Genomic DNA, 26,750 nt, shown 5'->3' with positions numbered 1-26,750 from the left:
TGTGACTAATATATTTTGTATTAGTAGTCTTGCTTATTAAGTGGCCAAATCGAAGTAGGTACATTTTTATATGGGAAGTTTCTCAAATAATTTGAGGCTGCTCCAGGTGCATCAACATAAATAATTTCTCCCACTATTGGTTCGAATGCTGCTCTAAAATGGTTTTTCGCTTTCAGGACAAGTAGTTTTTTATCTGAGGGCTCTATTCCTATATGGCGGAACATCTCTGGGTCATTAGCAGACATTGGTGTGCCTATTAATAAGACCTCAACATCTCCACATTTAATATGCACTGCATTCTTTAAGTCCATACGATAGTTTTTCTGAAAAGGACCCGAATTATAAAATACACCATCTGAAATAGCAATAACATCTGCTATTACGTTAACAGGAAGTCCGTATCGAGGATTAACCTTTCCCCCTAATTGTAACTGGACTTTAGATCCAATTCCCGCTTCCTTACATTTTTCAATACTTTCAACATCGTAAATTCCACCTATTAAACAATCCTTAATGTTAAACGTTAAAACTTCTTTCATAAGTTCAGTTGTATCAGCGCTTCCACAGCTTAGTGGGTTATCTGAAATATCAACTAGCGCCACTGGCTTATCTGCAAAAAGTTGAATGGCCTGTGAAACCGCTTCTTTGGTTGTTGGTAGAGTTACTAGGAACTCTTCTTTAATGTCCAAATATAAGCTTGTCAGATTATCTAGTGCTTGATTGATGATCTCTTCTTCTGTTCCTGTCACAATAATACCTGCTCCCACATGTGCAACATCAGAATAGGGAAATCCCCCCAATATTGTTATGTTAAAAATCCCTTCTTTCGATTCCAATATTTTCGAACGTTCAATCAATTTATGCATCGGTCCTTCGGATGTTCTCATATTAATAGAGGGAGGCATTAAGAAGAGTTTTTTCATTGTACCTTTGAATTGCTGCCCTGAAAGTAATTTAATTAGAGCGTTCGCTGCAACTTCACCAGTTTCATACATATCAATGTGAGGGTAAGTTTTATAACCAATGACTACATTAGCTAAATCTAAGTAGCTTTCCTTGATGTTAGCATGCATATCAAGGGTAATAACCATAGGAATATTTCCAATAATACTTCTGATTTTTTTCATGTATTGCTCTTCGGGATCTTGTAATCCTTCTACTACCATAGCACCATGTAGAGCCAATAATAGTCCGTCCAATGGCTTTTCTTGCTGAAGTAGTGTGAGCATTTGATTTTCAATTTGAGCGTAAGCGTTTGCCGTAACAATACCTGATGGGATAGCTGCTGCGCAAAGCAATGGTACAATTTCAATATCATTATTTCGTTCTAAAACATCAATGAATCCACCTAACTCTGTTTTTGTGTTGCGAAATTCTCGAACTAGTTCTCTACCTTCAAAATATCCATAGTTTTCAAATTGAGGAATATCAGTTTTATATGGAACAAAACTATGTGATTCGTGATAAAACATACCAATACCTATTCTTCTCACCATAGCCTAAATCTCCTCCAATATATAAAACAAAATTTACGGAAGTATGTTTATAGCATTCAATTTCTAACAAACGAGATTTTCACATTTGTTTTTTACTCAATATATCTTTCTACAACTATTGCCAATCCTTGTCCACCTGCTATACATATAGCAGCTACGCCATAACGTAATTTGCGCTTTTCTAGAGCGTGAACTAAAGTTGTTATGATTCTAGCACCAGACATACCTAAAGGATGTCCTAATGCAATAGCTCCACCGTTTACATTAAGTTTAGATAAAGGAAGAGATAATTGTTTTGCGCAAGCTAATGTTTGAGCAGCAAAAGCTTCATTAATTTCAAATAAATCTATATCACGGATTTTTAATCCAGCCTTTTCTAAAGCCTGTTCAATAGCTGGAACAGGGCCAAGGCCCATTTCTTTTGGGGAAATGCCTACTGCAGCAAATGAAACAATTTTAGCAAGTGGCTTACATCCAAGTAAATTTGCTTTTTCATCATCCATAAGTAACAACATTGAAGCCCCATCGTTACGTCCAGAGGCATTACCCGCTGTTACGCTACCGTCTTTTTTAAATACAGGTTGCAATTTAGCTAAAACATCGATATCAGATAGACGCGGATGTTCATCTACAGCAAAATGAATAGTTTTCTTTTTTCCTATTTTGACTTCTATTGAGACAATTTCACTCTCAAAATCACCTTTATCAATTGCTGCTTTTGCCTTTTTCTGACTCTCGTAAGCAAAATAATCTTGTTCCTCTCTTGAAATGTCGAAACTTTCTGCCAACCATTCTGCTGTTTCTCCCATTGAAAATGTACCGTAAATCGATTCTGGCTGAGATTTTGCTTGACTTTCAATATTAGAGTCATAAATAGTAAGGTTTCCGTTTAATGTTTTTGTTCGATCTGAGATGAAATAGAAAGGTGCTTGAGACATGCTTTCTACACCACCAGCGAGTATTACATCAGCTTGTTTCGCCATAATTGCCATAGCAGCATTCATTACAGCTTGCATTCCCGAACCACATTGACGATGTACTGTATATGCAGATAATGTGTCGGGGAATTTTGCTTTTAATGCTGCTACCCTTGCGATATTCGGAGCGTGAGTGCTTTGTTTCGTTTGTCCAACAATAATTTCATCTAAAATCTCTTCCCCATAACCAACAGAAGATAAATTATTTTGCATAACATGGGCAACTAAATCTTCAGGCAAAGTTTGTGCTAAAGATCCTCCAAGTTTACCTATCGGTGTTCGAAATGCATTCACTATAACTACCATAGATATCCTCCTTGCTACAAATATAGTTAAAATAAAAACCGAACTAACGTATTGTACATATAGTTACATAAAAACACCTATATTTTCCAACTCTTGATCAGTAAAAAGAACTTCTTTACTTTTTTAACTATCCAACATTATTCTTTAACATTGTCCCAATAACGTTGTACAGCTGCTTGTAAAGCAACAATTATTGCTTGCTGGCTAGGGGCAAAATAGTTTCTCCTTATTTTCTCAATTAAGTCGTCTAACCCTCCCGCTAAGCAATATCCTATTAAAAGTCTTCTAAAGAAAGCTTGTGTAAGATCTGTAACTACTGTAAATTCCGCTTCTACTATTATATGTTTCTCTCTATCTATTTCTAGGACAATCCCTGCATACTTGTAGATTTCATACATTGAAGTCCCTTGAGGTGCTTTGGCATATCCAGTTACGAGCACTGTATTAGCTTCATTCACATACTCTCCCCCTAACAACGATAAATAGTACAAAGTACGACCTAATTGTATTTGATTTATGTGTTTATACTTGGTTTTGCGAAAGTGCAACTTTATACATTGCTTCGGTGTGTTGTTGTACAATTTCTAATGTCACGCCCGGCATTAAATCGACTAAAAATAATTCATGATCTTTCACATGGAATACCGCTAAATTTGTAACAATAATATCAACGGACCTTGTTGAAGTGATTGGATATGAACATTCTTTTACAAGCTTACTTTTGCCTTCCTTAGAACAATGGGTCATAGCGACAATAATTTGTTTTGCTCCTGATAACAAATCCATTGCGCCACCAACACCTAAAATAGTCTTGCCGGGTACAGCCCAGTTAGCGATTAATCCTGTTTGATCAACTTGCAAGGCACCTAATATGGCAACGTCGATATGCCCACCACGAATCATTGCAAAAGAATCGGCGCTATTAAAAAATGAAGAGCCCTTTTTTTCGCCAATAGGTAATTTACCTGCGTTGACTAGGTTTGGGTCAATATTGTCAGGGTCTATGTCAGTAACACCTAATAGTCCGTTTTCTGTATGAAAAATAATCGTATCATCTTTAACATATTCTGATACTAATGTAGGAATGCCGATTCCCAAATTCACAATTGCAGGCCCAACTATTTCTTGAGCTACACGACTAGCAATGAGTTGTTGTTCATTCACAGACTCTTCACACCTTCTTTCGTCAAAATTTTATTAGCAATTATAATTACATCAACGAACAGATGCGGAGTAATGATTTCTTCAGGGCTTAGAGAACCTACAGGGACAATTTCATCCACTTCCGCAATTACGAATTTAGCAGCCGTTGCCATTAGAGGATTAAAATTTCGAGCCGTTTTATAGTATGTGAGATTCCCTAATTCATCTGCCTTGTGAGCACGAATTAATGCAACATCGCCCTTAATAGATTGTTCAAAGATATACGTTTCATTATCTAAGACTCGTTGCTCTTTACCTTCTGCTAATTTTGTTCCAACAGCTGTTTTAGTATAGAAACCACCAATACCTGCACCACCAGCTCTTAATGCCTCAGCCATTGTACCTTGAGGTAAAAGTTGAATTGCTAACTCACCTTTCTGATACTTCACACCAACATCCCTATTACTTGTGAAGTAAGAACCAATAACTTTCTTAATCTTATTTTGATTAAGAATTAGACCTAACCCTTTACCAGACTCACCTAAATTATTACTGACAACAGTCAAGTTTCTTACTTCTTTCTCTTTTAAAGCATCTATTATCGTTAAAGGGGCTCCAATTAAACCAAAGCCACCAACTAATAATGTGTCCCCATCTTTTAAAGTATCAAGTGCTTCTATGGCCGAACTTTTTATCTTGTTCATTCAATTCACCCCACCCAATAGCTCAAAGCTTCTTTTTCATACAATAACGATGCTCATCTTTACCAAATTCATTTTCGCGTGTTTCAATAATTTCAAAACCAAACGCTTCATAAAGTTTTATCGCTGCTACATTCTCTGTATTTACAGTCAATGTTACATGTTTAAAACCTTGTTTTTTTATATAATCAAGAAGCTCTACTAAGAATTTCTTTCCGATACCTTTACCTTGTTGATCCGAACGAACATAATAACCAAATACGTATGCTTCATCCGGATTATCAAAATTACGCATTAATTCTCCAACTGCGATAGGGCGATCATCACCTTCTTCTTTAAACCAAACCATTTTTCCATATCGAGTTATTGGTACAAGACATTGTTCATCAACGGCACCTACTCCTGGAAAAGCATCTTTTTCAAGTTCCATCATCATATCAATTTCATTAATTTTTAATTTTTTTGGAACTTCAATATAATATGTTGCTGTCATAACCTTCACTCACTCTCTCTTTTTGATAATATTTATCCCATTGCAACTGCATTTTTTCTCTTCCATTAAAAATATTAGCGTGAAATTGGATGGGAGAAGTTTCTCTTACTTTCTTTAATTGTTCTATAGATGTTTGAAGCTCATTCGAATGGAGCAATTTATTCATCTTGTTTAAAATACTTAATCCTGCAACATGACCTTGTGCCATGCAAACTTTAGCACCTTCAATACCTGTAATATTTCCTGCTACAAATACGTTCTTAACTGTTGTTTCCAGTATCTCATTATGAATAGGTACTTTGCCACTTAATCCATCAATATCCGCAAATTCACAATTCAAGATTACTGATAGTTCCGTTTGAGGTGTTAAACCCGCTGAAATACATACTGCGTCTACATTTAGCGTTTTTGTTTTACTTAAAAGTTCACCTTCAAATGTTACATTTTGCACTTTCACGGACTCTACTTCTTGAGCGCCATGAATTTCACTGATGCATTTATTAAGAAATATCGGGATGCCCCACATTTTTATACCGATAGGTGGATAAAATTTATGCGCTAACTTTCGCCCTACATCACTTTTTATTAAATTTGTGCCCATTTTTACAAATGCATTTGGAGCATGATTCCCCACTTTGCTAAAACTTTGCATGACTATGTTTGGATTTGAGATTGATTTAGAAAACATGTTTTTAGGAGGTAAATAAATACCTACAACATCTACCCCAGCTAATTTCATAGCTCTAGCGATTGATATTGAAAGAATATCTGCACCTATAATTGCTACTCTATTTCCTGGTTTAACGAAATATTGATTAGTAAGTACTTGCGCTCCACCCGCAGTAATCACTTTAGGCAATGTCCAACCTTTGATAGGAAGCCCTTTTTCAATAGCTCCAGTTGCTAACAGTAAATAATTAGCTTCCACGATTGGTAGGATGTCTAAACCATCCACTTTAGAAAGATAAAGCTTATAATTTGCATCAATATTCCATACTTGTGTACCAAGAATGAAAGTAATATTGTTATAACTTTTTGCTTCGTTGATTAGCTTTTCTGCAACGTCTCTGCCAATCCACCATTTACAGTTATTCTCCTCATGTAACTGTCCTAAAAGTTTGCCTCCTAGCATATTATTTTCTTCTATAACAACTACAGAAACCCCTCTTTTTGCTAGTGTTATAGCTGCCTGTAAACCAGCAGGCCCTCCTCCAACGATAGCTACATCATATTTCATACTATTCAATCCCCCTATCAGTCGAGAATACTTCTAACTCTTCAACTATAGGTACATTACATGCTCGAACCATTCCTTGATTTTTAATATACACACGACAGTCAAAACAGTTTCCAATACCACAAAATAGACTGCGCCCCATATTATTTTTCTCCGTACGTCTCAAGGTTGTGATATTATTCGCCCATAGTGCAGTTGCTATTGTATCGCCATCAAGTCCAATGTACTTTTGTCCGTTAAAATAAAATGTGATTTGTTTTTTCTGTGAAATAGTGACAATAGGATGATTTTGAATTCGCATTATTCATTGTCCTCCTTCACCGCAAGCTGACAAAGTGAAACAGGGCGCACAGGGACATGTACTGTTAAGCTAGAAGGCTGTAACATACCTTTTGGAATTTGATCAGACATATAATCATCAATTAATGTGCGACAAATTCTTCCTTGGCACATTCCCATACCTAGACGTGTCGCCATTTTTATTTCTTGAGATGTTATTAAGCCGTTTTCTTTCGCTACTTCAATATCTTCTAAACTAACTTCCTCACATCGACATATAATAACGTCCTTCATATTAAATCACCTGTTTCTTTTACTTTTTCAAAGCGAGCTACACTTAATTTTTTTAACATTTCTTTTATCACATCGTTCAACTCAATATGATGTATATGGTCATATAAATACGCGCTCATTAGCTTGCCCATTACCGTCGATATGCCAAAACCATGGCCATTGTAACCAGCTGATACGAAACCATTTTCAAGTGTCATTAATTTTCCCATTATAGGTGTGAAATCTGGTGTTAACTCTACTGTTCCTGCAAATGTGCGAAGTAGTTTTTTATTTTTTAATTTTGGAAATAGCTCTAAAAAACGTCCTGATTGTAGTTGGATGGCTTCCATTGTATTGTTTAATTCATACCCGTCTAATTCCCATGGGCCACCTCCCCCAAAGAGTATATTCCCAGCATGTGTTTGTCTTAAGTAAATTCCGTTTCCTGTAAAGAAAGGTATAATAATGTTTTGACGAACAATTTCTGTTGCAAATAATTGAGAGCGTCGTGGTCTGATTGGAATATGCTCACTCAGTTCTTTACAGATTTTTTGAGTCCAAGGACCAGTTGAGATGATGAAATAATCTGCTGCTAAACTGTCTTTTGGAGTTTGTACAGCTACGATTCTATTTTTTTCTGTTATGATTTTTTCAACATGACAATGATTATGAAGTTTAGCTCCACCTTGCTTTAAAGTTTTTATTAAACTTTGTGAAGTTGTGAATGGATAAGCTGATCCATCGTCATGGCTAAAGATACCTAATGAAATATCATCACTTAAAAATGGAACATACTTTTTCATCGATCTATTGTCTAACAATTCGACATGTATTCCCGCTTGAACATATAGCTCATAAGATTTTCTTAATAAATTTGCTTCGGTCTCATTTCGAGCCACCATCAAATGTCCATTTTTTTTGAAGTGTGTTTCAATACCTTTTTCACTTAAATCGCTCCATATTTTCAATGCATTTAAAGAATATGGAATTTCTGATAACTCTCGTCCTAATGTCATAATTGCTCCGCCATTCCTACCGGAGGCAGCTGCAGCAAATGATTTAGATTCGACTATACTTACTTCAAAACCAATTTCTTGTAAAAAGTAACCTGTTAGCAGACCAATTATTCCACCACCAATAATGAGAACACTTTTTTTCTCAGATAATGAACGCTCTTCATTTAAGTATTGTTCTAATGCATTTATTTCTAGTTTTGCTCGATGGACATCTTCGATCGTTTCATTTTCAATGTCGAGAGCTAACATCGTTAATAAATTATCGGACATAGCATTATCCTCCATAGCTAATATAAACTGATTTCCATTCTGTCATGAAATCTAACGTGTGATGTGAAACTTCACGTTGCCCATTTCCAGACATTTTTAATCCACCGAATGGGACACCTAGCTCTGCATTTGCTGTACCAGCATTGATGTACACTAGTCCGCTAGATATATCGTTTTGCGCTCGCATAGCTATCGATAAATCACTAGTAAAGATAGCTGTTGAAAGTCCATATTTTGTATCATTGTTCCAAGTGATAACTTGCTCATAATTATTAAAGGTGATAATTGAAAGTACTGGGCCAAAGACTTCCTCTTGTGCGATTTGAAAAGTAGTTTCAATGTCATCTAAGATTGTTGGAGCGTAGTAATATCCTTCATCTTCCATAAGAGTGTGTCCACCAAATACAAGTTTCGCGCCCTCTTCAATGGCTTTTTGTACTGCTCCATCGATTTGTCTTAAACTTGTTTCATTAATAATCGGACCGACCTGTGTACTATTTTTTAATCCATTTCCGATTGTCAACTTGCTAGTCGCTTGGATTAATTTTTCTAGAAAAAAATCTTTAATACTTTCATTTATGAAAACTCTTCTTGTCGCTGTACAGCGTTGCCCACTTGTACCATAACCCGAGGCTACAATCTGCGAAACTGCTAAATCTATATCAGCATCTTTCATTACAATAGCTGCATTAATACCACCTAATTCAAGTGTGACACGCTTTAATTGTTTTGCAGCTTCTTGCGCAATTTTAATCCCTACATTTGTAGAACCTGTGAAAGTCAGTAAGGGTACATCTTTATGACTAACAATATACTCACCAACCTCTAGAGAACTTGAAGTGACCAAATTTAATATACCTGGTGGTAAACCACTTTCAACCATATAAGCAGTAAATTGTGTTGCTGTACAGTTTACTTCAGGGGAAGGTTTCCATACTACAGTGTTCCCTGCAATAAATGCTGAGAATATTTTATATGCAGCAAGTGAGATTGGATAATTCCATGGTGTAATACAACCAACAACTCCTGTAGAGGTACGTACAGTATGGATATGACGACCTTGAATCATCGATGGAATGACTTCCCCCATAGCTCTTTTACCTTCACCACTAAAGTATATTGCCGTTTGAATTGCCACCTCTACTTCTCCTAATGCTTCTTGTAAAGGCTTGCCCATTTCTATAGTGATTAATTCGGCTAATGAATTTTTGCGTTCTGATAATATAGTTGCAATATTTTTTAATATTTGAGCCCGTTGTACAGCGGTAAATTTACTCCATTGTAAATAACTCTGATTTGCACTATTAATTGCAGCTTCAGTATGATGAATTGTTGCCTCAGAAAAGTAACCAATAATTTCTTTCGTCGCAGGATTGAAAGAAGGGGTTACATTATCAGTCTTGTGCCATTCACCATTAATTAAAATAGTTGCAGATTGTTCATTTTTCATAGTTCGCATTGTCAATTCACAACCTCTTCTAAATGATTTTTAATACCTAAAAAGGCTGCTAGTTTTGAACTTTCTGGGTTAGTTAGAACTTGATTAGGACAACCTTGTTCCTCAATTTTTCCATTAACCATAAATACAACTCTATCTGCCACGTCACGCGCAAAGTTCATTTCATGTGTGACTACAACCATTGTCATACCTTCGCTGGCAACTTGTTTCATCACGTTTAAAACTTCTCCGACTAATTCAGGATCAAGGGCTGATGTTGGTTCATCGAATAGCATGAGCTTTGGTTTCATCGCTAGTGCACGTGCAATAGCTACACGTTGCTGTTGACCCCCAGAGAGTTTTTTAGGATAATAATCTTTCTTATCCAATAGGCCGACTTTCTCTAGTAGCTCTATTGCCTCTTTTTCAACTTCAGGTTTGTTCCTCTTTAAAACATGTAAAGGTGCTACCATAATATTCTCCAGAACAGTCATATGGGGGAATAAGTTGAATTGTTGAAACACCATTCCAACTTCCCGTTTAATATGTGCTATATTTGTTTTGTTTTCGTTTAAATGAATATTATCCACTGTTATTTTGCCACTCGTAATTTTTTCCAAATGATTAATACATCTTAAAAGTGTACTTTTCCCTGAACCACTTGAGCCAATTAGAGAAACAACTTCACCTTTTTTAATGGTTAAATCAATCCCTTTTAATACTTCTAAATCTCCAAAATATTTATGCACATCTACCATCTCAATCATGACCTCTTCTTGTAATCCTGTATTCGAATGATTATCTATATTATTCATTTGCTAACCTCCCCTATATTTCACTTACAGACATTCTTCTTTCCACTCGATTTAAAATAAATGTAAAGAATGTTGTCATTATCAGATAGAATCCCGCTGCGACTAGATAAAATTCAATAAATGCATAATTAGAAGCTGCATAGCGTTGCGAAACCATTAATAGCTCCGAAACTGTGACTAGTGAGGCTAAGGAAGAATCTTTAAGCATCATAATGGCTTGATTTCCTAAGGACGGTAATGAAATGCGTAACGCTTGAGGCAAAATAACTTTTCTCATTTGTAAAAAATAACTCATACCTAATGATTCAGCAGCTTCAATTTGGCCTTTAGAAATTGACATAATGCCACCACGGTAAATTTCGGCAATATATGCTGCAGAATTAATTCCGAGTGCAATTACAGCTGCAACCATAGGTGATAGCTCAATACCAACTTGAGGTAAACCATAATATATAAGAAATAGTTGTACGAGCATTGGGGTACCTCGAATAATCCATAAATAAAAGTCAGCAAATAATCTAATAATCTTTACTTTTGAAATTTTCATTAAAGCAACGAAAAGTCCTAAAATTAATCCGAAAATTGTAGAATAAAGTGTTAACTTTAACGTGATCCATGAAGCTTTCACCATGAAGGGTAAAAAATCTGTTACTAAGCTGAAATCCAACATATAGTACCTCCCCCTCTATTTATAAATACTTCTACCAAACCATTTTTTACTAATTTCATCATAAGTACCGTCTTTCACCATGTCTTTGATATGCTTATTAATTTCATTGACTAAACCTTCTTGGTTTTTGTTCACTGTAATGCCTGCTGTTTCATCGTATAATACGTTGCCTACTTGAATAACATCGTAACCGTTTTCAAGAATGATATTGCCACCTACCGCTTTATCTGTAATTGCTCCATCAACACGACCGTTAACCAAATCTTGAAAAGACAGTAAATCAGACTTGTACAATACGGGTTCTCCACCAAGTCTAATTACTTCATCTGTAAAAGTAGTTCCTGTAACAACACCAATTTTTTTCCCTTTTACATCAGTTTCAACATTTTTAATATTTGAATTTGACTTCGTGAAAAGTTGTGCTCCTGTATAATAATAAGGTTCCGTGAAGTCGACTTTCTTTTTTCGATCCTCTGTAATCGCCATACTTGAGATAATAATTTCATATTTTTTAGAAAGCAGGCCTCCAATGATTGAATCCCAAGGTGTAGCAACGAATTCGACATTTACCCCCATACGTTTACCAATTTCATTTGTAATGTCTACATCAAATCCTTCTAATTCATTTTTTGTATTATAGAAATTGAATGGTGGATATGCTCCTTCAATCCCAACTTTTATTACACCGTCTTTTTTAATTTTTTCTAAAGCGTCCTTTACATTAGCATTTTCATTTGAGCCACATGCTGATAAAACAGCAACTAAAATTAACATAAAAATACATAAATATTTTTTCAAAATAAAGCCTCCCCTCAATTTAAATATTTTTTTCCATTTCATATAATGTTTCTTCAAATATATTGATAAGCGTTTTGACATCAGCTGTTGTAATATTTAGAGGAGGCGCAATTAAAATGTGCTCTCCTTTAGTTCCATCTACGCCACCACTACCTGGATAAAATACAGCACCTTTCTTCATAGCAAGTGAATTAAATTTTGCTGCAAACAACACTCCCCTTTCGAAATATCTCATATTATTTTTATTTTCAAAAAATTCGACACCTATTAATAATCCTTTTCCTCTTATACTTCCAATTGTTTTACTATTTTTTTTGATTTCATTTAACCTCTTATAAATAAGCGAACTTTGATTCTTTATATTCTCTTTAATGTTTTGATTTTCATACTCTGTAATAGCACTATATCCAGCAGCTAAGCAAACAGGATGGCCACTGTATGTAAAGCCATGCAAAAACTTACCATCGCTAAATTTTTTTAATTGTTTTATTAAATTTTCATGAACAATCATTCCAGCTAATGGCGCATAACCCGCTGTAACTCCTTTTCCGAAAGTAATAATATCGGGGACTACATCTTTTTCATGCAAAATGGCAAAACTCTCACCTGTTCGGTAAAAGCCAGTCATCACTTCATCTACAATCATATAAATATCAAATTCACTACAAATTTTACGTATTCCTTTTAAGTAGATACTTGTAGGCACCATAGCACCTTGTTGACTTCCTACAATTGGTTCTACTATAATTGCTGAAATACTTTCTGCTCCTACCTCGTTGACAACTCGTCGTAACTGATTTAAGCATCTTTCATCTTCTTTTATCTTATCTTCTTCAGAAAAATGAGGTGGATAATATGGTGCATCGATATGTTCGGTCTTATTAAGTAGAGGCGAATATGGGTAACGTCGTTGAACATCTCCACCAACAGAGAGTGAGCCTATAGTATTACCATGATAGGATTGCCATCTACCAATGCTAATAAATTTAGTTGCTTTACCTCTATCACGATTAATTTGTCTACAAAGCTTTAGGGCAGATTCATTCGCCTCAGACCCACCTGAACAAAAAAATACTGATTCCATCTTTTCTGGAGCTAGATCTATTATTTTTTGCGAAGTTAAGTGAAGAAGGTTTGTCTCAAACCTCATTGTATGTACAAAACCAACTTTCATAGCTTGGTCATACATAGCTTTGGCAATATTTTCGTTGCTGTGCCCCAAATTAGCAGCTACCGCACCTGAGCTTCCATCAATATACGATTCACCATCTTCGGTAAACAAAAAAGAGCCCTCACCATGTGTAATGATAGGATAATTAGTATTAAAATCTCGATGAAAAACAAAATCACTATCTTTTAGCATATCTAACACCATCCCTTTTACTGAATATTGAAATAATTTAAAAGAAAAAAAATCAAGCAGAAGAGAAAAAAGTAAATAAGACATTACTTTTTTTAACTTTGCTTGATTTTATTGAGACCATGATTAGGGGATACCTGATCACTTCAATATAACCGCAATAATTAAGTTTTCATTCTTTTTCAAGTAAATTTAAAAATCATTAAGAGAAGTATTCCTTTAAATTTAAGTCAATTATTAAAGTCTGTCAATATACTTTATTTTATGTTTTTAACCATAAATATATGTATCTAATAGATCATAGAAACCCACCATATTTTTCTGCGTAAATTCCTCGTTTGCACTGCTACTCACGCTATGAAACGATTCAAAATAGCGCAACAAATAGTTTTTTGATTATATCTTAAATCTTGCTCCTTTCGCTATAATTCAATTACATATAAAATTATACAAATATAACCATATCATTTTCTGATTTTTACAAATAGATATTTTCATTTCTTTTCGGTATTTCATTATCGACAGGTATATAAAAGATAGCATATAATATTTTTTGCATTCATTAAGTTAATTTTATTATTCTCTTAACTGAATGTTTAGTTTATTAGAATAGGATGGATAAACATGTTATCTTTTATTGCAATAGTTCTTCTCTTATTTTTAATTCCTGGTCCTGCTGTGATTATTACGATTACACAAACGCTAAAAGGTGGAAAAAAGAACGGTATTTTCACTGCACTAGGCATTGGGCTTGGTGACTTAGTTCATACGTTAGCAGCAGTTTTAGGTTTATCAGCAATTTTGATGAAATCTGCCACTGCATTTGAGGTAGTGAAATATATCGGTGTTGCATACCTTGTTTATTTAGGTATTCAAATGCTACTAACAAAACCACAAAAAATAGAAAAGCCAACTGTTGAACAGAGTCCAGCAAATACTTCGTTCCGACAAGGTTTTTTAGCAGAAATATTAAATCCAAAAACTGCATTATTTTTCTTAGCATTTTTACCACAGTTTGTTCAGCATAATGGCCAATCCATCACTATACAATTATTAATTTTAGGCATTACTTTTGTTGTGATGAGTGCTTTGTATACTATATTGTTAGCTATTATTACAAGCTTTATTGGCGAAAAAATCTTTACGAAGACATCAAACAATGGTTCGCGTTGGATTGAAAAAGCTGTTGGTTTCGTTTATATAGGTCTGGGCGTTAAATTAGCACTTCAAACTCAAAGTAGATAATTTATTTTTTTAAGGGAGAACACGATAAACGTGCTCTCCCTTTTAAATTAGCACTATGGACAAGCATATTGTAAGGGTGCAACTAAAACATGCTTTTTATCGTCAGATACATATTTCTGATTACTTTTGTAAAAAATTAAATAAGTCTTTCAAGTAAAGTATTTGCATAAAATCCTAACAGTGCAGTTATTATGTACAAGCTTATAGACCTTTAGCTAGTCTAAGGTCTATAAGCTGCATTGTTGATTATTGCTTTTTACTGTTTTGGTGTATTCGCGGTAAGTGGATTACTGTTTGCTACCAATTGTACTGGTGTCGTACCTTGTTGAGAAGACTGTGCCATTTGTTGTGCATTATCCATTAGCCCAAAGCGTTTCAGTACACCAAAAATAGCCGCGCCTCCTATAATGCCCCATGCTAAAAATCTCACCGATGAAAGCCTCCTTTCTCAAATCGAATTTTTTAAAACAGCTTTAGTATTGGAAATTCTATGCGGTTTATACTGTGTTAACTATACGAGTTTTTATAAAATTTACAGATTATTTGCAATAATAACAGAATATAGTAGAATAAAATGGTATAAAATTTGAATCGGAGGTAGAACATGAATATTAAATTTGCAACATTAGAAGAAATGCCACAAATAGAAATATTATATGAAGAACTGTTTTTAGAAATGTCAAAACTTCAACCTCAATACATAGCACCTGCAAAACAAGATGTAGAGTTTCTTAAAAACATAATTTTGGGAGAAAAATCAGACATTTTTGTTGCTGAATTAGATAACAACATTGCCGGATTTTTATTAATTCAAGAATTAGCTACCCCTCCATATTCTTGTATCGTACAGCATAATTATGCATATATTATGGATATAATAGTTGGTAACCAATACCAAAGTAAAGGCATCGGTTCCCTATTGCTACAAGAGGCAAAAAAATGGGCAGAAGAGCGTAAATTAGATTACTTGGAGTTAAGCGTTTTAGCAGAAAATATTGGCGCTATTAACTTGTATGACAAACATGGATTTAATGAAACGAGCCGTACTATGCGATTAGAACTTTAAAATTATGTATGAAATTAGAGCCTGCATTGAAAAAAGCAGGCTCTTTTATATTAGAATGTTAATATTTCGCCTGATTATGTTTAATGATTACTTATAACCTCAAAACTCCGTTAATTAAAATCTTTCCACGTAAAATCAATACTTAAAATACCAATTGGAATTTCGCTAGCTATATAGTTTTTTCCAAAGGCTACTTTTGGGTTACGGAAACATACAAGATTATTATAATAACCAAAAGCTCTGCAAATAGACGGACGAGCCGAATGGATTCCACATCGATCCTTTATTTCGTCATAAAAAATACAGGTTCCATAAAAACGTTGTTGATTTTTTAAATCTAGGCTCAACTTTTTAGGCATCTCTTTGATTTTCTTTTGAATTTTCTTTAACTCTTGTTCTGTAATTGGAACAGGCCCACAACACAACCCTCTACAGCCTTTACAAGGTAATTCTTCCATAAGACAATCATCTCCTAGAAAAAGCAAGTGTTATAATTCGTTCTTTGATTTTGATTCTCTAGTTCAGTAACTCAACTTAGTCAAAAAAATAGGACTCTCCCGGCCAGGAGAATCCTATTTTACACTTATAATTAATAATTGTAAATTATAGAATATACGAATTATTTTGTCAATAGGGAAATCTACACAATTACAAGTATCTAGCAAGACTTGTTCAGCTCTTTTTTGATTATCTTTTCTGGAAAGAAAATATCCTTTTCTCCAGCGATAATTAATATAGGAGAAATATAATTTGCTATTTCTTTTCTGTCATTTAGAAATTAACTAAATAAAAATATAGATTCTCAAAAATTACAAATTACACCAACTGCAGGAACTTCTTAAAGTATAAAACGGATGAAGCCAAATTGTATCATTCGTACGCCAAAAGAATAAATAATTCCCTTTACTAGTGACAAACGAATTGTCATATGTAGCACTTAATAAATCTTCTATCGTAATTTTTTTTACATCATGCTTTCCCAATATACTATGTTCTGAAATCAAAATCTGCAATCCAAGGTTCTATCAACTCTTTCCCATACATCAATCTCTTCAGCAAACGAGATAGTCGCCCCTAAACAAAATAGGTAAGCGACCTTTTGGCAACCGACTATGTTTCGCCTTATGAAAAATAACCGGTCCTTTCTGTTTATCCAAATCGAGTTAGACAACTCGTACGACTGTTGTATTAACGGTTAGCACATTTGAGCCGACGAGAACTTCACTCGTAATGTCACGATCAAAAAAATATCGCGCTCCCCAATCCCAAGTTCCGCTGCATCTTTGCAAAACTTTCACAGTGTACTATTCACACAAGAATATAAAAGAAAAATTTTTACATTTATTTTTCTAAATCGATATTATTTTGAGGTTCGCTGTTATCTTTAGCTTTAATTACAAATGGTTTTTTTTTTTTTCATCCATTAAAAGATCTATGATATTTTGCAATTTTGATTGTAAAACCAGTTCCTTTTTAGTAACAGAGTCTAGTGTTCTACGTACACTATCATTAACATTTAATAAATCCGTAATAGAAGATGGATGTTTTAAACCTGGAATCAAGCCTAATGCATATTGAATCTTTTCACCTTCTGCATTAATAATATGGCTTAATCCTAGCTCTTCAAAAGCAATAGACGCTAATAATAAATTTAAAACATTATCCCTGGTAATTGTAATTGAAGCTGTGATATTCGGTATATTCGGAAAGCTCATAAAAAACCCCTTTCACTTATCAATTTTATAATTACTGTTCATTGTATGACGTGTATTTCGATTTATGTTATATAAATTGTCAAATCAGGTCGAAAACTTGATAATTACCTCGGCATATTGGAATTAGATACCGATTAAATTGCAAGAAAAACATCATCATTTCGTTTCGATACTTTCTAAAATCGATCGAAACATTCTAATTAGCATACCCCCTATTTATCTAAATCAAATTCTCCTATGGAACTTCTAAAACGATTTTCTTTTAATTCAAACCCATTAATTCATCAGTTGCTTCCTTATAATTAGGATATATTTCAAGTGCTTTTAGAAGTAGTTTTTCATACATTTCATGATTCCCTTTTCTTTTAAAACATAACGCTTGATAAAATAAAGCTTGGTATGACCCTGTACCAGACATCGTTAAATATGCTAGGTTATTCTCTCCTAATGAAAGACAATGTTCTAGGGTTAAAATACACTCATTAACCATACCTTCATGATAAAGAGCGACGGCTTTATAAAAGTATAAATCCACATAGTCTGGATATAGAAGAATTGCTTTATCAATACCTTTTAATACTTCTTTAAAGGATTCGGTAGTTATTAATATAGAATATTTAAGATTATATATAAGCGACGGCGGCATTAAACCAGCAATCAAAAATCTTTTAATAGACTCATTACAATATATAAAAGCCCTATCGAAGTTTTTTTGTCGGTAATATTCACTAGCAAGATGATATTCCATCCATGGGCTATGTTTCTCGTTTTTAATTTCTGCATGAAGCAAGTTCATATTCCGTTCATTTTTTTTCTTTTTCTCTGTTACAGATGTTAGGTATCCTAAATGGTGAATCTTTATAGGGAAATGTTTCGTTTTATAAACATCCGTATTCACATCATTTAAATTTATTGTTTCATGAATACTATTTTCAAATTTTAAACCTAGGTGATTTTTAAAAAGCCTGGACTGAGCCATGGTATAAGTTCTACTTTCATCTCTTTTATCACCGTAATAATTAACTAGTTCTAAAGATAAGATATCTGCATTTGATTCTTTGATATATTTATGAAAATCATCTCTATCAATACTATCAAGAAATTCATCTGCATCGAGTATTAATATCCAATCACCTGTTGCATTTTCAAGACTGATATTTCTTGCCTTTGCAAAATTATTATCCCATTTATGTGAGATTACTTTTCCTCCAAAATTCTTCCCAATTTCAATGGAAGCATCAGTAGAGCCCGTATCCACAATAATTATTTCATCTACAATTCCCTGCACACACCTAAGGCACTCCGGTAAAAATTCTTCCTCGTTTTTTACAATCATACACAAAGATATAAAACAATTATCCAATTTATTCTCCTCCCCTAAAAGTATACTTTTAAAGCATTATGAATATGAATACACAAAAGATAAAAAAGGGGCATTTCTATTGAGTATTACTTTATCAATGGTAGTGAAAAATGAAGGAGAACGCTATCTAAGAAGAGCATTGTTGCACCATAAACCTTTTATAGACGCTGCTGTCATTATAGATGATGCCAGTACTGATAATACGATTACTGTTTGTAAAGAAGTACTCTCTGACATTCCATTGAAGATTGTTGAAAACAAAGAATCACGCTTTGTTAACGAAATAACACTTAGAAAGCAACAATGGAATGAGACAATAAAAACAAATCCTAGTTGGATCTTAAATCTAGATAGTGATGAACTACTCGAATCTTCATTTCTTACACAATTAGAAATCATTACAAATCAACAAATGTATGATGCCGTATATTTCCGTCTATATGATATGTGGAGTAACACGCACTATCGTGACGATCAATATTGGTATGCTCATAAAACATATAGACCTTTTCTGGTTCGTTTCAAACCAACGGATAACTACGTCTGGAAAGAAACCGCACAGCATTGCGGAAGGTTCCCTTTAACTATTGCTCAATATCATCACTTTTATAGCACCGTGAAAATTCAGCATTTCGGTTGGTCAACAGAGAAAGATAGAAAAGAAAAGTATGAGAGATATATGAAACTAGATAGTAAAGGAATTTTCGGATGTCTTGAGCAATATCAGTCAATTTTAGATAGTAACCCTAATTTAATTAAATGGAGTGGGAATAGTGATTACAATTAGTTTGTGTATGATAGTAAAAAATGAAGAAGATGTTTTAGGACGATGTCTCCAATCCGTAAAAGACATTGTAGATGAAATAATTATTGTAGATACTGGATCAACAGATAATACGAAGGAGATCGCCAAAAAATTCGATGCTCACATAGATGACTTTGAATGGTGTAATGACTTTTCTAAAGCTCGTAACTATTCATTTAATTTAGCTAAGAAAGATTATATTCTGTGGCTAGATGCAGATGATGTAATTGAAGGAACGGAACAATTGAAATTACTTAAACTAAAAGAAATCCTATCTGAAGAGGTAGATGCGGTCAGTATGCCCTATATATTATCTGTTAATGAATCTTGCGATGCCACCTATCAGATTAGTAGACACAGATTAGTTAAACGAAAGCAAAAATTTACATGGATAGGTAAGGTACATGAATACTTAGACGTTTATGGAAACATCGTACACAGCGATGTAGCAATCCAACATAAAAAAGAAAAAGTATACACGGATCGTAATTTACAAATTTATATGGATTGCTATGAACGGGGAGAATATTTTTCACCTAGAGATATCTTTTATTTTGGGAATGAGTTATTAGACCATAAAAAATATGAAAAAGCTATTAAACAATATCAAGCATTCTTAGATTCCAATCAAGGATGGGTAGAAGATAATATTAATGCCTGCATCAATTTATCCAAATGTTATGGCCAACTTAATGATAAAAATTCACAGCTAAAAGCCTTATTACGTACTTTAGAATTTACCAAACCTATTCCAAAACTCTGTTGCTTTTTGGGAGATATTTTAGAAGAAAAAGGAGATATCGATGCTTCCTTATACTGGTATTTAACATCCATTCAAATGGGTAAACCAAATGGGGAATATTCCGTTTTAGAACCACAGTATTGGACATGGTACCCTCATCTACAACTATGTGTTTTATATTATAGGCTCGGAAATATTGAAAGAGCGAAACTGCATAATGAAATTGCAAAATATTATGCACCAGAACATCCGAGTGTTATTTTTAATGATCGACTTTTTAACCCACAACAAGAAAAAAATGAATTACCAGTGGAAAACATATTGGCGAATCAACTATTTAATGTTGACAATGTATCTGCAGAAAATGAACTGGAGAATGTAATGGAAAAAGAAACTACTAAAATCCATCAAAAAAGGAAACTTAAAATACTGATTGGAAGCCCCATTAAACAAGATAGTGATATTTTGACTCACTTCCTCCAATCATTGAATGATCTAGAAAAGAACAGTGACATTCAGCTGCATTACTTTTTCTTTGACGACAATGATGATAAGGCATCCAAGAAGTTACTTAAAGATTTCTCTAATAACCGAGACGTTACGATTATTGAAACAACGAATCAATATGAATATATTAAGGACGATATAACACATCATTGGACGTCTAATAATGTACAGCATGTGTCATATATGAAAAATCATATCCTTAATTATTCTAAAGAAAACAACTTTGACTATGTATTTTTAATCGATTCAGATTTAATTTTGCATCCTAAAACTCTAACTACTTTGATTAATGCAAACAAGGATATTATTTCAAATATATTCTGGACCAAATGGACCCCCGACTCGATTGAAATGCCACAAGTTTGGTTGCAAGACGAATATCAGCTATTCACTAAGGAAGTAGATCGTCCTCTTTCTGAAAATGAGATGCAACTTAAAACCTTAGAGTTTATTTTAAAAATGAGAGCTCCAGGGATATATAAAGTCGGGGGACTAGGTGCATGCACACTTATAGGTAAGAAAGCCATTCATGCCGATGTGAACTTCAACAAAATCGATAATATTTCTTATGCTGGTGAGGATCGTCATTTTTGCATAAGAGCAGCTGTACTCGGCTTTTCTTTGTATGTTGAGACTACTTACCCTGCTTTTCATATTTACAGAAGAGAAAATTTAAAAGAATTAGAGCAATGGAAATCCAAAAATTCACTCCAACATGAAAAAGGGGAATGCCAATGAGCCAATTAAATGACGCCATTTCAAAAAAAATAGATATTTCATTTTGTATCGAAAAGGAAATTTCAAGGCATTATCTTTATAGGATAGCAAAAAAAATACTCGAAACTACCATTGAAGATGAAGTAAAACATGATTTTATTGTAAAAAATTTAACTTTATGGTTTCAAAAAATTCATGCTCAACAAATAACGGATATACAAAAATATTATATTTACAAAGAAATAATGGACAAATTTAATGATGAAATAGACATTTCTCTTACGAAAAGTCTAATTAAACAGCTGGTGATTGGCTATAAATTACTACATCTTCTAAAGCAAAAAATAGAACACTATCAAGTTCACAAGGATTTAAAATGTCCATATCTCATTTTTCTTTTATTAGGAATGCAACATACCTATAGTTCTTTTTTAATTGAATTGGATCCTAAATCAATTAATTTAATTAATATGATCAATGCAAATGAGAGCATTGCTCGCTCAAAAGATAAAAATTCACCATCTAATAGGAAGAATAGGAGGAAGAGGAAAAAGAAATATAAGAATGATACCAATAAAATTTGGCTAAATCACAATAAATTAAGGAAAAATATAGATGACTAACTTTTTGGTGACAATTAATAGAGGTCTTTGGATTGATTTTTAATCGAAGCTCTTTTTTGCTGTGATTCAAAATCGGACCAGAGGCTTTTTTTGCGTTAGATTCGTGCCGATTTATCACGCCGCTTGGTGTTGCTTTTTGTTTAAAAACACCTAATTAACCTATATTTTTCGATAAATATGAAGAATCCATTTTAAAGCTGGATTAAAAAAATAAAAATACTCCATTTTGAAAAAAAGATCAATCAAAATGAAGTATTTCGTTTGCTTAATTCATTAATTTTTTTAAAAGTTTTGATCGTTTCGGTTTTGCTTAATGTATTAAAGCACCTTTTTATTTAAATGGAATATTTTAAAAAACGCATAAAAAAAGTAAGCCCCCTAGAATACAGTGGAGCTTAAGTCGCTTACAACACTTTTATTATTTTCCCTGTCTATTTGACAGGGTGCTTTTCATCATACCGGAGGTGCCTTGTTGTTCACTTATCATCTTCGCATCCACATTCACACTCACATCCACACTCACAATGATATTCTACTTTATGTTTCTCCGTGAAATCAACAACACTTTCTAATTTCATTAATAAAATCAATTCTTTTTTTACTATTGTTCTTAATAATTGATTTACATTATTATTTGCATCCAACAAAGTATTGACATCACAGGTTTCTTTAGTTATTTTATCTAGCTGTCTCCCCTGTGCTTTAATAATCTCAGCCAATCCTATTTCTTCCATAGCGATGGATGAAAGTAATAAATTCGTAACGTCCTTTTTACATAGATTAATATTTGGAGTGATATCAGGAATATTGGGCATTGACAAGAATAATCACCTCAATTCTCTCCATTTTCTCTAATGCAATTATTGAAAAAATAATTTTATAAAGCAGTATACTCTTATTGTCCAAGCATTATTCTTTAATAGACTATATTTATTACGTTTTATTGTAACAATGTTGTACGAACTTGGTGTTAATTACCAAAATAAATTAACAAAGAATGTGGTAACGGCTCTGAGTTGTTTTTCAAAGGAAGGAAACCTCCTTTCAGCATTAAAAGTGCTATTGGACAAAATAATTGGGCGAGTTAAAGCCAAGTCCTTATGTAGTTTGGTACACACTTTTAATAGTGACGCATATGCATTTAAAAATGAAATGAAAATCAAAGCAATCACTCTTTTTCTACATATATTATAAAAGTTAGAAACATAGAGGGTTTCAAATTTGTATCATCCCCCCTATATGCACTAAACCACGGAAAGAGAGGAAAAGATAAATGAGTGATTATAAACAATTATCCCTTTGTATGATTGTCTGCAACGAAGAAAGATTTATCGGCAACTGTCTTAACAGTGTGAAGGATGTTGTTGATGAAATCATTATTGTCGATACTGGATCTACTGACGCCACCAAAGAAATCTGTAAATCCATAGGCGCGACAGTTTTAGACTTTGAATGGAATGATGATTTTGCAGCTGCAAGAAATTTTGGTCTTAAATATGCGAAAGGAGATTGGATTTTTTGGCTAGATGCAGACGAAGAAGTCGAGAAAAAGGATGCAGCAAAATTGCGCGATGTACTTACCGAAACCGAAGATTCCATTGTCGGTATTCAATTAGTTAATTACTATGGTTCGTATCCAATACATCCTGACAACGCTTATTTGATTAATCATCATCGCTTATTTCGTAATGGAATGGGGTTTCAATTTAAAAATCGCGTTCATGAACAGTTAAATGTTGATGAGGTTGTAGGCGAGGTTGATCATCTTAAAACTTTATCAGTAAAAGTCTATCATTATGGTTACTTGGATGAGATCAACGCCGAGAAAAACAAGCATAATCGAAATATCCGGTTATTAGAAAAAATGCAAGAGGATATGAGTTCCAATCCGTGGCTCGATTATCATTTAGCTACTGAATATTTTCGTGTATCAATGTATAACAAAGCATTTCATCATCTTAACGAAGCTATTCATAATTTTCTTCTCCAGCAACAAATCCCCCCTTCCCCAATATATAGATTAAAATATGAAATTCTAGTATTAGCAAATAGTTTTGAGGGTGCATGGCCCGCTATTGATAATGCCATTGCTTTATATCCTGATTATGTTGATCTTCATTTTTATAAGGGGTTAATCTTTGTGGGAATGGAAAAATACGAAGAAGCCATTGAAGTATTTCAACATTGTCTTATGTTAGGCGAAAAAAATCTTCAGCATATTACTTTAAAAGGATTAGGAAGCTTTCAAGCATGGTACTATATTGGACACTGTTATATGAAATTAGGTCAAATGGAAAAAGCAGTTTATGCTCTAAAAGCATGTATTCAGCAATCACATTCTCATACCCTTGCCAAAGAAGCACTCGAAAAACTCCAAAAGTCTTCTTGATTCATCAGAAAGCCAATTCATTCTTCGGAGAAAAAGAAACATTTTTTTAGGGAGTTTAATTGGGGCAACCATTATCCGATCTGACGATAAAGCTGTACTTTTGGTATTTATGTTTCTACACTCTAATTTTAATAGCAGAGCCAAAAACGCCATAATCCCGATGCTCTGATTTGCTGACAAAATACGATCATCAATTGACAACCTTAAGAAAATTCCCCTTTCACTGGTACTTACAAGCCCAAGCAACTTTCATTAATTTTGCATATTATATCAAGAGTCTATTTCATGATTAGCCTCACTAGGATTAACGCTGGACTGTAGCAAATCAAGACTGCCAGTATGCATAGGTAAACGAAATAAAAAAATTATTTAGGAGGTAATCTTTTGAGTGTTCCAAATATACCCAACATAACTCCATCAATTACCATTTCGAGAGATACTGCCATTAATCTATTGCTTAGCTCAATCGCACTTGAGGAACTTGGCTTAGCACATATTATTAATGCAGAAGGTGAAAAATTACAATTTGCTTTGGGAACATTGCCCGGAGTAACGCCACCTTTTACTCCTACGATTTCTGATTTATTGCTAATAAATTCAAGTATCAATAGTACATTGCAAAATGTCGTTAAGAATGAAATGCTCCTTCAATTTAAACTAGAGAATATTCTCAGAGAATTAAATATTATTCCCTAATGTATTCATAAAATATATATTAGCTCATCGAAGGCGGCATAAAAAGCCGCCTTTTAAGCTATTACGGACACAGCTATATTAGAGCTAACCTTCTATCTAATATTTCACATTTAATAGTAAGTCTAACTGATTTCTCCATAACCATCGGGGATTAAACGTGCCTGGCCGCCTACGATTTCCTGTACATTTAGGCTTCACGAATGGCTCCTTTATAGACAAATCCTATGTGAAAGCGTAACAAGCGATGCTGTACAACAAAATAGTCATCCTCTAAGTTAGACAATCCATCACCGACATAATTCATTTATGGTAAAAGCCCAATATCGCTTCTTCCGTCAATATGTCACGAACGAGCACCGAATGCTCCTTGATCCAACTCCTCATCTACATCCATCCATAATATCCAATCCCCTGTTACTTGACGTAAACTATAGTTCCCTTCATTAGCAAAATTCTCTTTCCAAGGAATCTCAAATACCTTTGGCCTTAGGACTTGCATATAAATATTCAAATTATCGACCCTGTTATCGACAATCATAATTTTATCCAAGATGTGTTTCACACTGTCAAAGCATTTCCCGATAAACGGCTCTTCACTGTTCACAATCATGTAGGGAAAGCATCTTCTCCATATCATAATGTTCCCCCCTCGTAAGAACTACACTACGATATATATGCTAATGTATACATGATTGTGCCAATATATGTATATAAGTATCTGATGCTTAAATGAATCAATGATTACGAACCAAACTTAACAAAGGTTTGAGACGAAAAAATATGTTTGTACAAGCAACTAATATAAAGAAAAATAAGGAATATGTACCACAGGGCATGAAAATTAGTTATGGAATCATAAGACATACCCTATCTCTTTGTAAACGGTGTGATAAGGGTAATGGTGAATAATCGTTTTTTGCCGAAATGGAGGATTTGCGACTTTCAAGGTTATAACATAGATACCAAAATATAAAGAGAAGTCTCTCCATCTATGAGAATGGAGAGACTCAAGGAACTGATTATCCGATCTTTACTAACGTTAATACTACTGCATTTCCACCTATACCAGCATTATTAGGTGCAGTGGATAGTGTCACAGATGTAGGATTACCGTCGATTAGTCCAATTGAAACATTATCTCCCACATTGAGATTAAGAATAGTGGTAATACTGGATTCGGATGTTCCGTTTACGGGTGAGATATGTGCTCCTGCGAATGAATTAATAAATGGTACGGCAGAACCGCCAAAGTTCACTTGAATAGCGAATGTTCCCGTATTATTAATAGCTGTTATAACAAATGCCGATGCCAGATAGATACCGGCTACATTTATGGTAATGGTGCCGTTAGCATTGAGGGTAAACGCACCAGGTGTATTGATTGGAGTCGGACTTTCAATAAATACAGGTATAATTGTGCCGAAAGTAGTAACACCGGATGCGGTGAACGGTCCAAAATCAGTGTTATTACTAAATACGCCATGAACGGTCGTTAATGTACCTGTGGCTCCTGTTGGACCTGTTGGACCCGTTGCTCCTGTTGGACCCGTTGGACCTGTGGCACCTGTTGCTCCCGTTGGACCTGTGGCCCCTGTTGGACCCGTTGGACC

General features: G+C 34.0%; 29 protein-coding genes. 7 read left to right on the top strand and 22 right to left on the bottom strand.

The features are described from left to right. Positions 1–20: 20 nt before the first annotated feature. The 15 genes from MWJ95_RS18825 to MWJ95_RS18755 form a co-directional block, all read right to left on the bottom strand. Positions 21–1,496: a M81 family metallopeptidase gene (locus MWJ95_RS18825; RefSeq protein ID WP_249106942.1), complete on the bottom strand. Its 1,476-nt coding sequence runs from the start codon at positions 1,494–1,496 to the stop codon at positions 21–23. Between the two features lie 92 nt (positions 1,497–1,588). After that, a complete protein-coding gene (locus tag MWJ95_RS18820; RefSeq protein ID WP_249106941.1) occupies positions 1,589–2,779 on the bottom strand; it encodes a thiolase family protein in 1,191 nt (396 codons plus the stop codon). A gap of 137 nt (positions 2,780–2,916) precedes the next feature. Then, complete coding sequence (locus tag MWJ95_RS18815) at positions 2,917–3,237, bottom strand: DUF3870 domain-containing protein (protein ID WP_249106940.1); 321 nt, start codon at positions 3,235–3,237, stop codon at positions 2,917–2,919. Positions 3,238–3,301: 64 nt separating this feature from the next. Further along, positions 3,302–3,943: a 3-oxoacid CoA-transferase subunit B gene (locus MWJ95_RS18810; RefSeq protein ID WP_249106939.1), complete on the bottom strand. Its 642-nt coding sequence runs from the start codon at positions 3,941–3,943 to the stop codon at positions 3,302–3,304. Next, the gene (locus MWJ95_RS18805; protein WP_249106938.1) at positions 3,940–4,626 is read right to left on the bottom strand and encodes a CoA transferase subunit A; all 687 of its coding nucleotides are present in this window, start codon (positions 4,624–4,626) and stop codon (positions 3,940–3,942) included. Before MWJ95_RS18805 ends, MWJ95_RS18810 begins: the two co-directional genes overlap by 4 nt. A 22-nt stretch (positions 4,627–4,648) precedes the next feature. Further along, positions 4,649–5,116: a GNAT family N-acetyltransferase gene (locus tag MWJ95_RS18800; RefSeq protein ID WP_249106937.1), complete on the bottom strand. Its 468-nt coding sequence runs from the start codon at positions 5,114–5,116 to the stop codon at positions 4,649–4,651. After that, positions 5,094–6,353, bottom strand: a complete 1,260-nt coding sequence (locus tag MWJ95_RS18795) for an NAD(P)/FAD-dependent oxidoreductase (RefSeq protein ID WP_249106936.1) — start codon at positions 6,351–6,353, stop codon at positions 5,094–5,096. The genes MWJ95_RS18800 and MWJ95_RS18795 overlap by 23 nt, the downstream gene beginning before the upstream one ends. Position 6,354: 1 nt before the next feature. Continuing rightward, on the bottom strand, positions 6,355–6,654 hold the full coding sequence (locus tag MWJ95_RS18790) for a (2Fe-2S)-binding protein (RefSeq protein ID WP_249106935.1): 300 nt from the start codon (positions 6,652–6,654) through the stop codon (positions 6,355–6,357). Further along, positions 6,654–6,926, bottom strand: coding sequence for a (2Fe-2S)-binding protein (locus MWJ95_RS18785; protein WP_249106934.1), 273 nt, complete (start codon positions 6,924–6,926; stop codon positions 6,654–6,656). Before MWJ95_RS18785 ends, MWJ95_RS18790 begins: the two co-directional genes overlap by 1 nt. Then, positions 6,923–8,191 (bottom strand): NAD(P)/FAD-dependent oxidoreductase, encoded by a 1,269-nt coding sequence (locus MWJ95_RS18780; RefSeq protein ID WP_249106933.1) that lies wholly within the window; start codon positions 8,189–8,191, stop codon positions 6,923–6,925. Before MWJ95_RS18780 ends, MWJ95_RS18785 begins: the two co-directional genes overlap by 4 nt. A 4-nt stretch (positions 8,192–8,195) precedes the next feature. Beyond that, entirely contained in the window at positions 8,196–9,650 is a 1,455-nt protein-coding gene (locus MWJ95_RS18775; protein WP_249107031.1) for an aldehyde dehydrogenase family protein, read from the bottom strand. Between the two features lie 2 nt (positions 9,651–9,652). Beyond that, complete coding sequence (locus MWJ95_RS18770; RefSeq protein ID WP_249107030.1) at positions 9,653–10,396, bottom strand: amino acid ABC transporter ATP-binding protein; 744 nt, start codon at positions 10,394–10,396, stop codon at positions 9,653–9,655. Between the two features lie 61 nt (positions 10,397–10,457). Next, complete coding sequence (locus tag MWJ95_RS18765) at positions 10,458–11,114, bottom strand: amino acid ABC transporter permease (RefSeq protein ID WP_249106932.1); 657 nt, start codon at positions 11,112–11,114, stop codon at positions 10,458–10,460. Positions 11,115–11,129: 15 nt separating this feature from the next. Then, on the bottom strand, positions 11,130–11,912 hold the full coding sequence (locus MWJ95_RS18760) for a transporter substrate-binding domain-containing protein (protein WP_249106931.1): 783 nt from the start codon (positions 11,910–11,912) through the stop codon (positions 11,130–11,132). A gap of 19 nt (positions 11,913–11,931) precedes the next feature. Beyond that, positions 11,932–13,275, bottom strand: a complete 1,344-nt coding sequence (locus tag MWJ95_RS18755; RefSeq protein WP_249106930.1) for an aminotransferase family protein — start codon at positions 13,273–13,275, stop codon at positions 11,932–11,934. 621 nt (positions 13,276–13,896) lie between these two features. On the opposite strand from MWJ95_RS18755, the gene MWJ95_RS18750 reads away from it, so the two are divergent. Next, complete coding sequence (locus MWJ95_RS18750) at positions 13,897–14,517, top strand: LysE family translocator (RefSeq protein ID WP_249075837.1); 621 nt, start codon at positions 13,897–13,899, stop codon at positions 14,515–14,517. 256 nt (positions 14,518–14,773) lie between these two features. Here MWJ95_RS18750 and MWJ95_RS18745 read toward each other — a convergent pair whose 3' ends face one another. Then, positions 14,774–14,947 (bottom strand): hypothetical protein, encoded by a 174-nt coding sequence (locus MWJ95_RS18745; protein WP_249106929.1) that lies wholly within the window; start codon positions 14,945–14,947, stop codon positions 14,774–14,776. A gap of 174 nt (positions 14,948–15,121) precedes the next feature. Between MWJ95_RS18745 and MWJ95_RS18740 the strand changes: the two genes are divergently transcribed. After that, entirely contained in the window at positions 15,122–15,583 is a 462-nt protein-coding gene (locus MWJ95_RS18740) for a GNAT family N-acetyltransferase (RefSeq protein ID WP_249075839.1), read from the top strand. A 110-nt stretch (positions 15,584–15,693) separates the two neighbouring features. On the opposite strand, the gene MWJ95_RS18735 is transcribed toward MWJ95_RS18740, so the two are convergent. The 3 genes from MWJ95_RS18735 to MWJ95_RS18725 form a co-directional block, all read right to left on the bottom strand. Beyond that, complete coding sequence (locus MWJ95_RS18735; RefSeq protein ID WP_249106928.1) at positions 15,694–16,041, bottom strand: YkgJ family cysteine cluster protein; 348 nt, start codon at positions 16,039–16,041, stop codon at positions 15,694–15,696. 936 nt (positions 16,042–16,977) lie between these two features. Beyond that, positions 16,978–17,298 carry an alpha-helical endospore appendage domain-containing protein gene (locus MWJ95_RS18730; RefSeq protein WP_349294158.1) on the bottom strand — a complete coding sequence of 107 codons (321 nt, stop codon included), beginning with the start codon at positions 17,296–17,298 and terminating at the stop codon, positions 16,978–16,980. 262 nt (positions 17,299–17,560) lie between these two features. After that, positions 17,561–18,661 (bottom strand): glycosyltransferase family 2 protein, encoded by a 1,101-nt coding sequence (locus tag MWJ95_RS18725; RefSeq protein WP_249106927.1) that lies wholly within the window; start codon positions 18,659–18,661, stop codon positions 17,561–17,563. A gap of 79 nt (positions 18,662–18,740) precedes the next feature. Between MWJ95_RS18725 and MWJ95_RS18720 the strand changes: the two genes are divergently transcribed. Genes MWJ95_RS18720 through MWJ95_RS18710 form a run of 3 tightly spaced genes read left to right on the top strand, consistent with a single transcriptional unit; the run spans position 18,741 to position 22,055 of the window. Beyond that, on the top strand, positions 18,741–19,448 hold the full coding sequence (locus tag MWJ95_RS18720) for a glycosyltransferase family 2 protein (protein ID WP_249106926.1): 708 nt from the start codon (positions 18,741–18,743) through the stop codon (positions 19,446–19,448). After that, positions 19,435–21,453 (top strand): tetratricopeptide repeat-containing glycosyltransferase family 2 protein, encoded by a 2,019-nt coding sequence (locus tag MWJ95_RS18715; RefSeq protein ID WP_249106925.1) that lies wholly within the window; start codon positions 19,435–19,437, stop codon positions 21,451–21,453. Before MWJ95_RS18720 ends, MWJ95_RS18715 begins: the two co-directional genes overlap by 14 nt. Next, the gene (locus MWJ95_RS18710; RefSeq protein ID WP_249106924.1) at positions 21,450–22,055 is read left to right on the top strand and encodes a hypothetical protein; all 606 of its coding nucleotides are present in this window, start codon (positions 21,450–21,452) and stop codon (positions 22,053–22,055) included. Before MWJ95_RS18715 ends, MWJ95_RS18710 begins: the two co-directional genes overlap by 4 nt. A gap of 476 nt (positions 22,056–22,531) precedes the next feature. Here the strand turns inward: MWJ95_RS18710 and MWJ95_RS18705 are convergent, their stop codons facing one another. Then, the gene (locus MWJ95_RS18705) at positions 22,532–22,870 is read right to left on the bottom strand and encodes an alpha-helical endospore appendage domain-containing protein (protein ID WP_249075852.1); all 339 of its coding nucleotides are present in this window, start codon (positions 22,868–22,870) and stop codon (positions 22,532–22,534) included. Between the two features lie 458 nt (positions 22,871–23,328). On the opposite strand from MWJ95_RS18705, the gene MWJ95_RS18700 reads away from it, so the two are divergent. After that, a complete protein-coding gene (locus MWJ95_RS18700) occupies positions 23,329–24,444 on the top strand; it encodes a glycosyltransferase family 2 protein (protein WP_249106923.1) in 1,116 nt (371 codons plus the stop codon). 384 nt (positions 24,445–24,828) lie between these two features. Beyond that, positions 24,829–25,140 carry an alpha-helical endospore appendage domain-containing protein gene (locus tag MWJ95_RS18695; protein WP_249075847.1) on the top strand — a complete coding sequence of 104 codons (312 nt, stop codon included), beginning with the start codon at positions 24,829–24,831 and terminating at the stop codon, positions 25,138–25,140. A gap of 343 nt (positions 25,141–25,483) precedes the next feature. On the opposite strand, the gene MWJ95_RS18690 is transcribed toward MWJ95_RS18695, so the two are convergent. Together MWJ95_RS18690 and MWJ95_RS18685 are read right to left on the bottom strand one after the other, a co-directional pair. Further along, positions 25,484–25,777, bottom strand: a complete 294-nt coding sequence (locus tag MWJ95_RS18690; protein ID WP_249106922.1) for a glycosyltransferase — start codon at positions 25,775–25,777, stop codon at positions 25,484–25,486. Positions 25,778–26,159: 382 nt separating this feature from the next. Further along, a partial coding sequence (locus tag MWJ95_RS18685; protein WP_249106921.1) for a collagen-like triple helix repeat-containing protein occupies positions 26,160–26,750 on the bottom strand: 591 nt, incomplete at its 5' end.

Source organism: Lysinibacillus sp. Bpr_S20 (genome assembly GCF_023337835.1).
GTDB lineage: Bacteria > Bacillota > Bacilli > Bacillales_A > Planococcaceae > Lysinibacillus.
Note: the sequence above shows the minus strand (reverse complement) of the source record. Positions and strands in the feature narration are given on the sequence as shown.

What these genes read in the sequence shown, in the direction of transcription:
- MWJ95_RS18795 (WP_249106936.1), bottom strand. Translation starts at nt 6,353, where the DNA reads ATGAAATATGATGTAGCTATCGTTGGAGGAGGGCCTGCTGGTTTACAG.
- MWJ95_RS18820 (WP_249106941.1), bottom strand. Translation starts at nt 2,779, where the DNA reads ATGGTAGTTATAGTGAATGCATTTCGAACACCGATAGGTAAACTTGGA.
- MWJ95_RS18790 (WP_249106935.1), bottom strand. Translation starts at nt 6,654, where the DNA reads ATGCGAATTCAAAATCATCCTATTGTCACTATTTCACAGAAAAAACAA.
- MWJ95_RS18780 (WP_249106933.1), bottom strand. Translation starts at nt 8,191, where the DNA reads ATGTCCGATAATTTATTAACGATGTTAGCTCTCGACATTGAAAATGAA.
- MWJ95_RS18705 (WP_249075852.1), bottom strand. Translation starts at nt 22,870, where the DNA reads ATGCCCAATATTCCTGATATCACTCCAAATATTAATCTATGTAAAAAG.
- MWJ95_RS18785 (WP_249106934.1), bottom strand. Translation starts at nt 6,926, where the DNA reads ATGAAGGACGTTATTATATGTCGATGTGAGGAAGTTAGTTTAGAAGAT.
- MWJ95_RS18805 (WP_249106938.1), bottom strand. Translation starts at nt 4,626, where the DNA reads ATGAACAAGATAAAAAGTTCGGCCATAGAAGCACTTGATACTTTAAAA.
- MWJ95_RS18775 (WP_249107031.1), bottom strand. Translation starts at nt 9,650, where the DNA reads ATGCGAACTATGAAAAATGAACAATCTGCAACTATTTTAATTAATGGT.
- MWJ95_RS18825 (WP_249106942.1), bottom strand. Translation starts at nt 1,496, where the DNA reads ATGGTGAGAAGAATAGGTATTGGTATGTTTTATCACGAATCACATAGT.
- MWJ95_RS18800 (WP_249106937.1), bottom strand. Translation starts at nt 5,116, where the DNA reads ATGACAGCAACATATTATATTGAAGTTCCAAAAAAATTAAAAATTAAT.
- MWJ95_RS18690 (WP_249106922.1), bottom strand. Translation starts at nt 25,777, where the DNA reads ATGATATGGAGAAGATGCTTTCCCTACATGATTGTGAACAGTGAAGAG.
- MWJ95_RS18770 (WP_249107030.1), bottom strand. Translation starts at nt 10,396, where the DNA reads ATGATTGAGATGGTAGATGTGCATAAATATTTTGGAGATTTAGAAGTA.
- MWJ95_RS18700 (WP_249106923.1), top strand. Translation starts at nt 23,329, where the DNA reads ATGAGTGATTATAAACAATTATCCCTTTGTATGATTGTCTGCAACGAA.
- MWJ95_RS18750 (WP_249075837.1), top strand. Translation starts at nt 13,897, where the DNA reads ATGTTATCTTTTATTGCAATAGTTCTTCTCTTATTTTTAATTCCTGGT.
- MWJ95_RS18740 (WP_249075839.1), top strand. Translation starts at nt 15,122, where the DNA reads ATGAATATTAAATTTGCAACATTAGAAGAAATGCCACAAATAGAAATA.
- MWJ95_RS18755 (WP_249106930.1), bottom strand. Translation starts at nt 13,275, where the DNA reads ATGCTAAAAGATAGTGATTTTGTTTTTCATCGAGATTTTAATACTAAT.
- MWJ95_RS18765 (WP_249106932.1), bottom strand. Translation starts at nt 11,114, where the DNA reads ATGTTGGATTTCAGCTTAGTAACAGATTTTTTACCCTTCATGGTGAAA.
- MWJ95_RS18735 (WP_249106928.1), bottom strand. Translation starts at nt 16,041, where the DNA reads ATGGAAGAATTACCTTGTAAAGGCTGTAGAGGGTTGTGTTGTGGGCCT.
- MWJ95_RS18710 (WP_249106924.1), top strand. Translation starts at nt 21,450, where the DNA reads ATGAGCCAATTAAATGACGCCATTTCAAAAAAAATAGATATTTCATTT.
- MWJ95_RS18730 (WP_349294158.1), bottom strand. Translation starts at nt 17,298, where the DNA reads ATGAGCTTTCCGAATATACCGAATATCACAGCTTCAATTACAATTACC.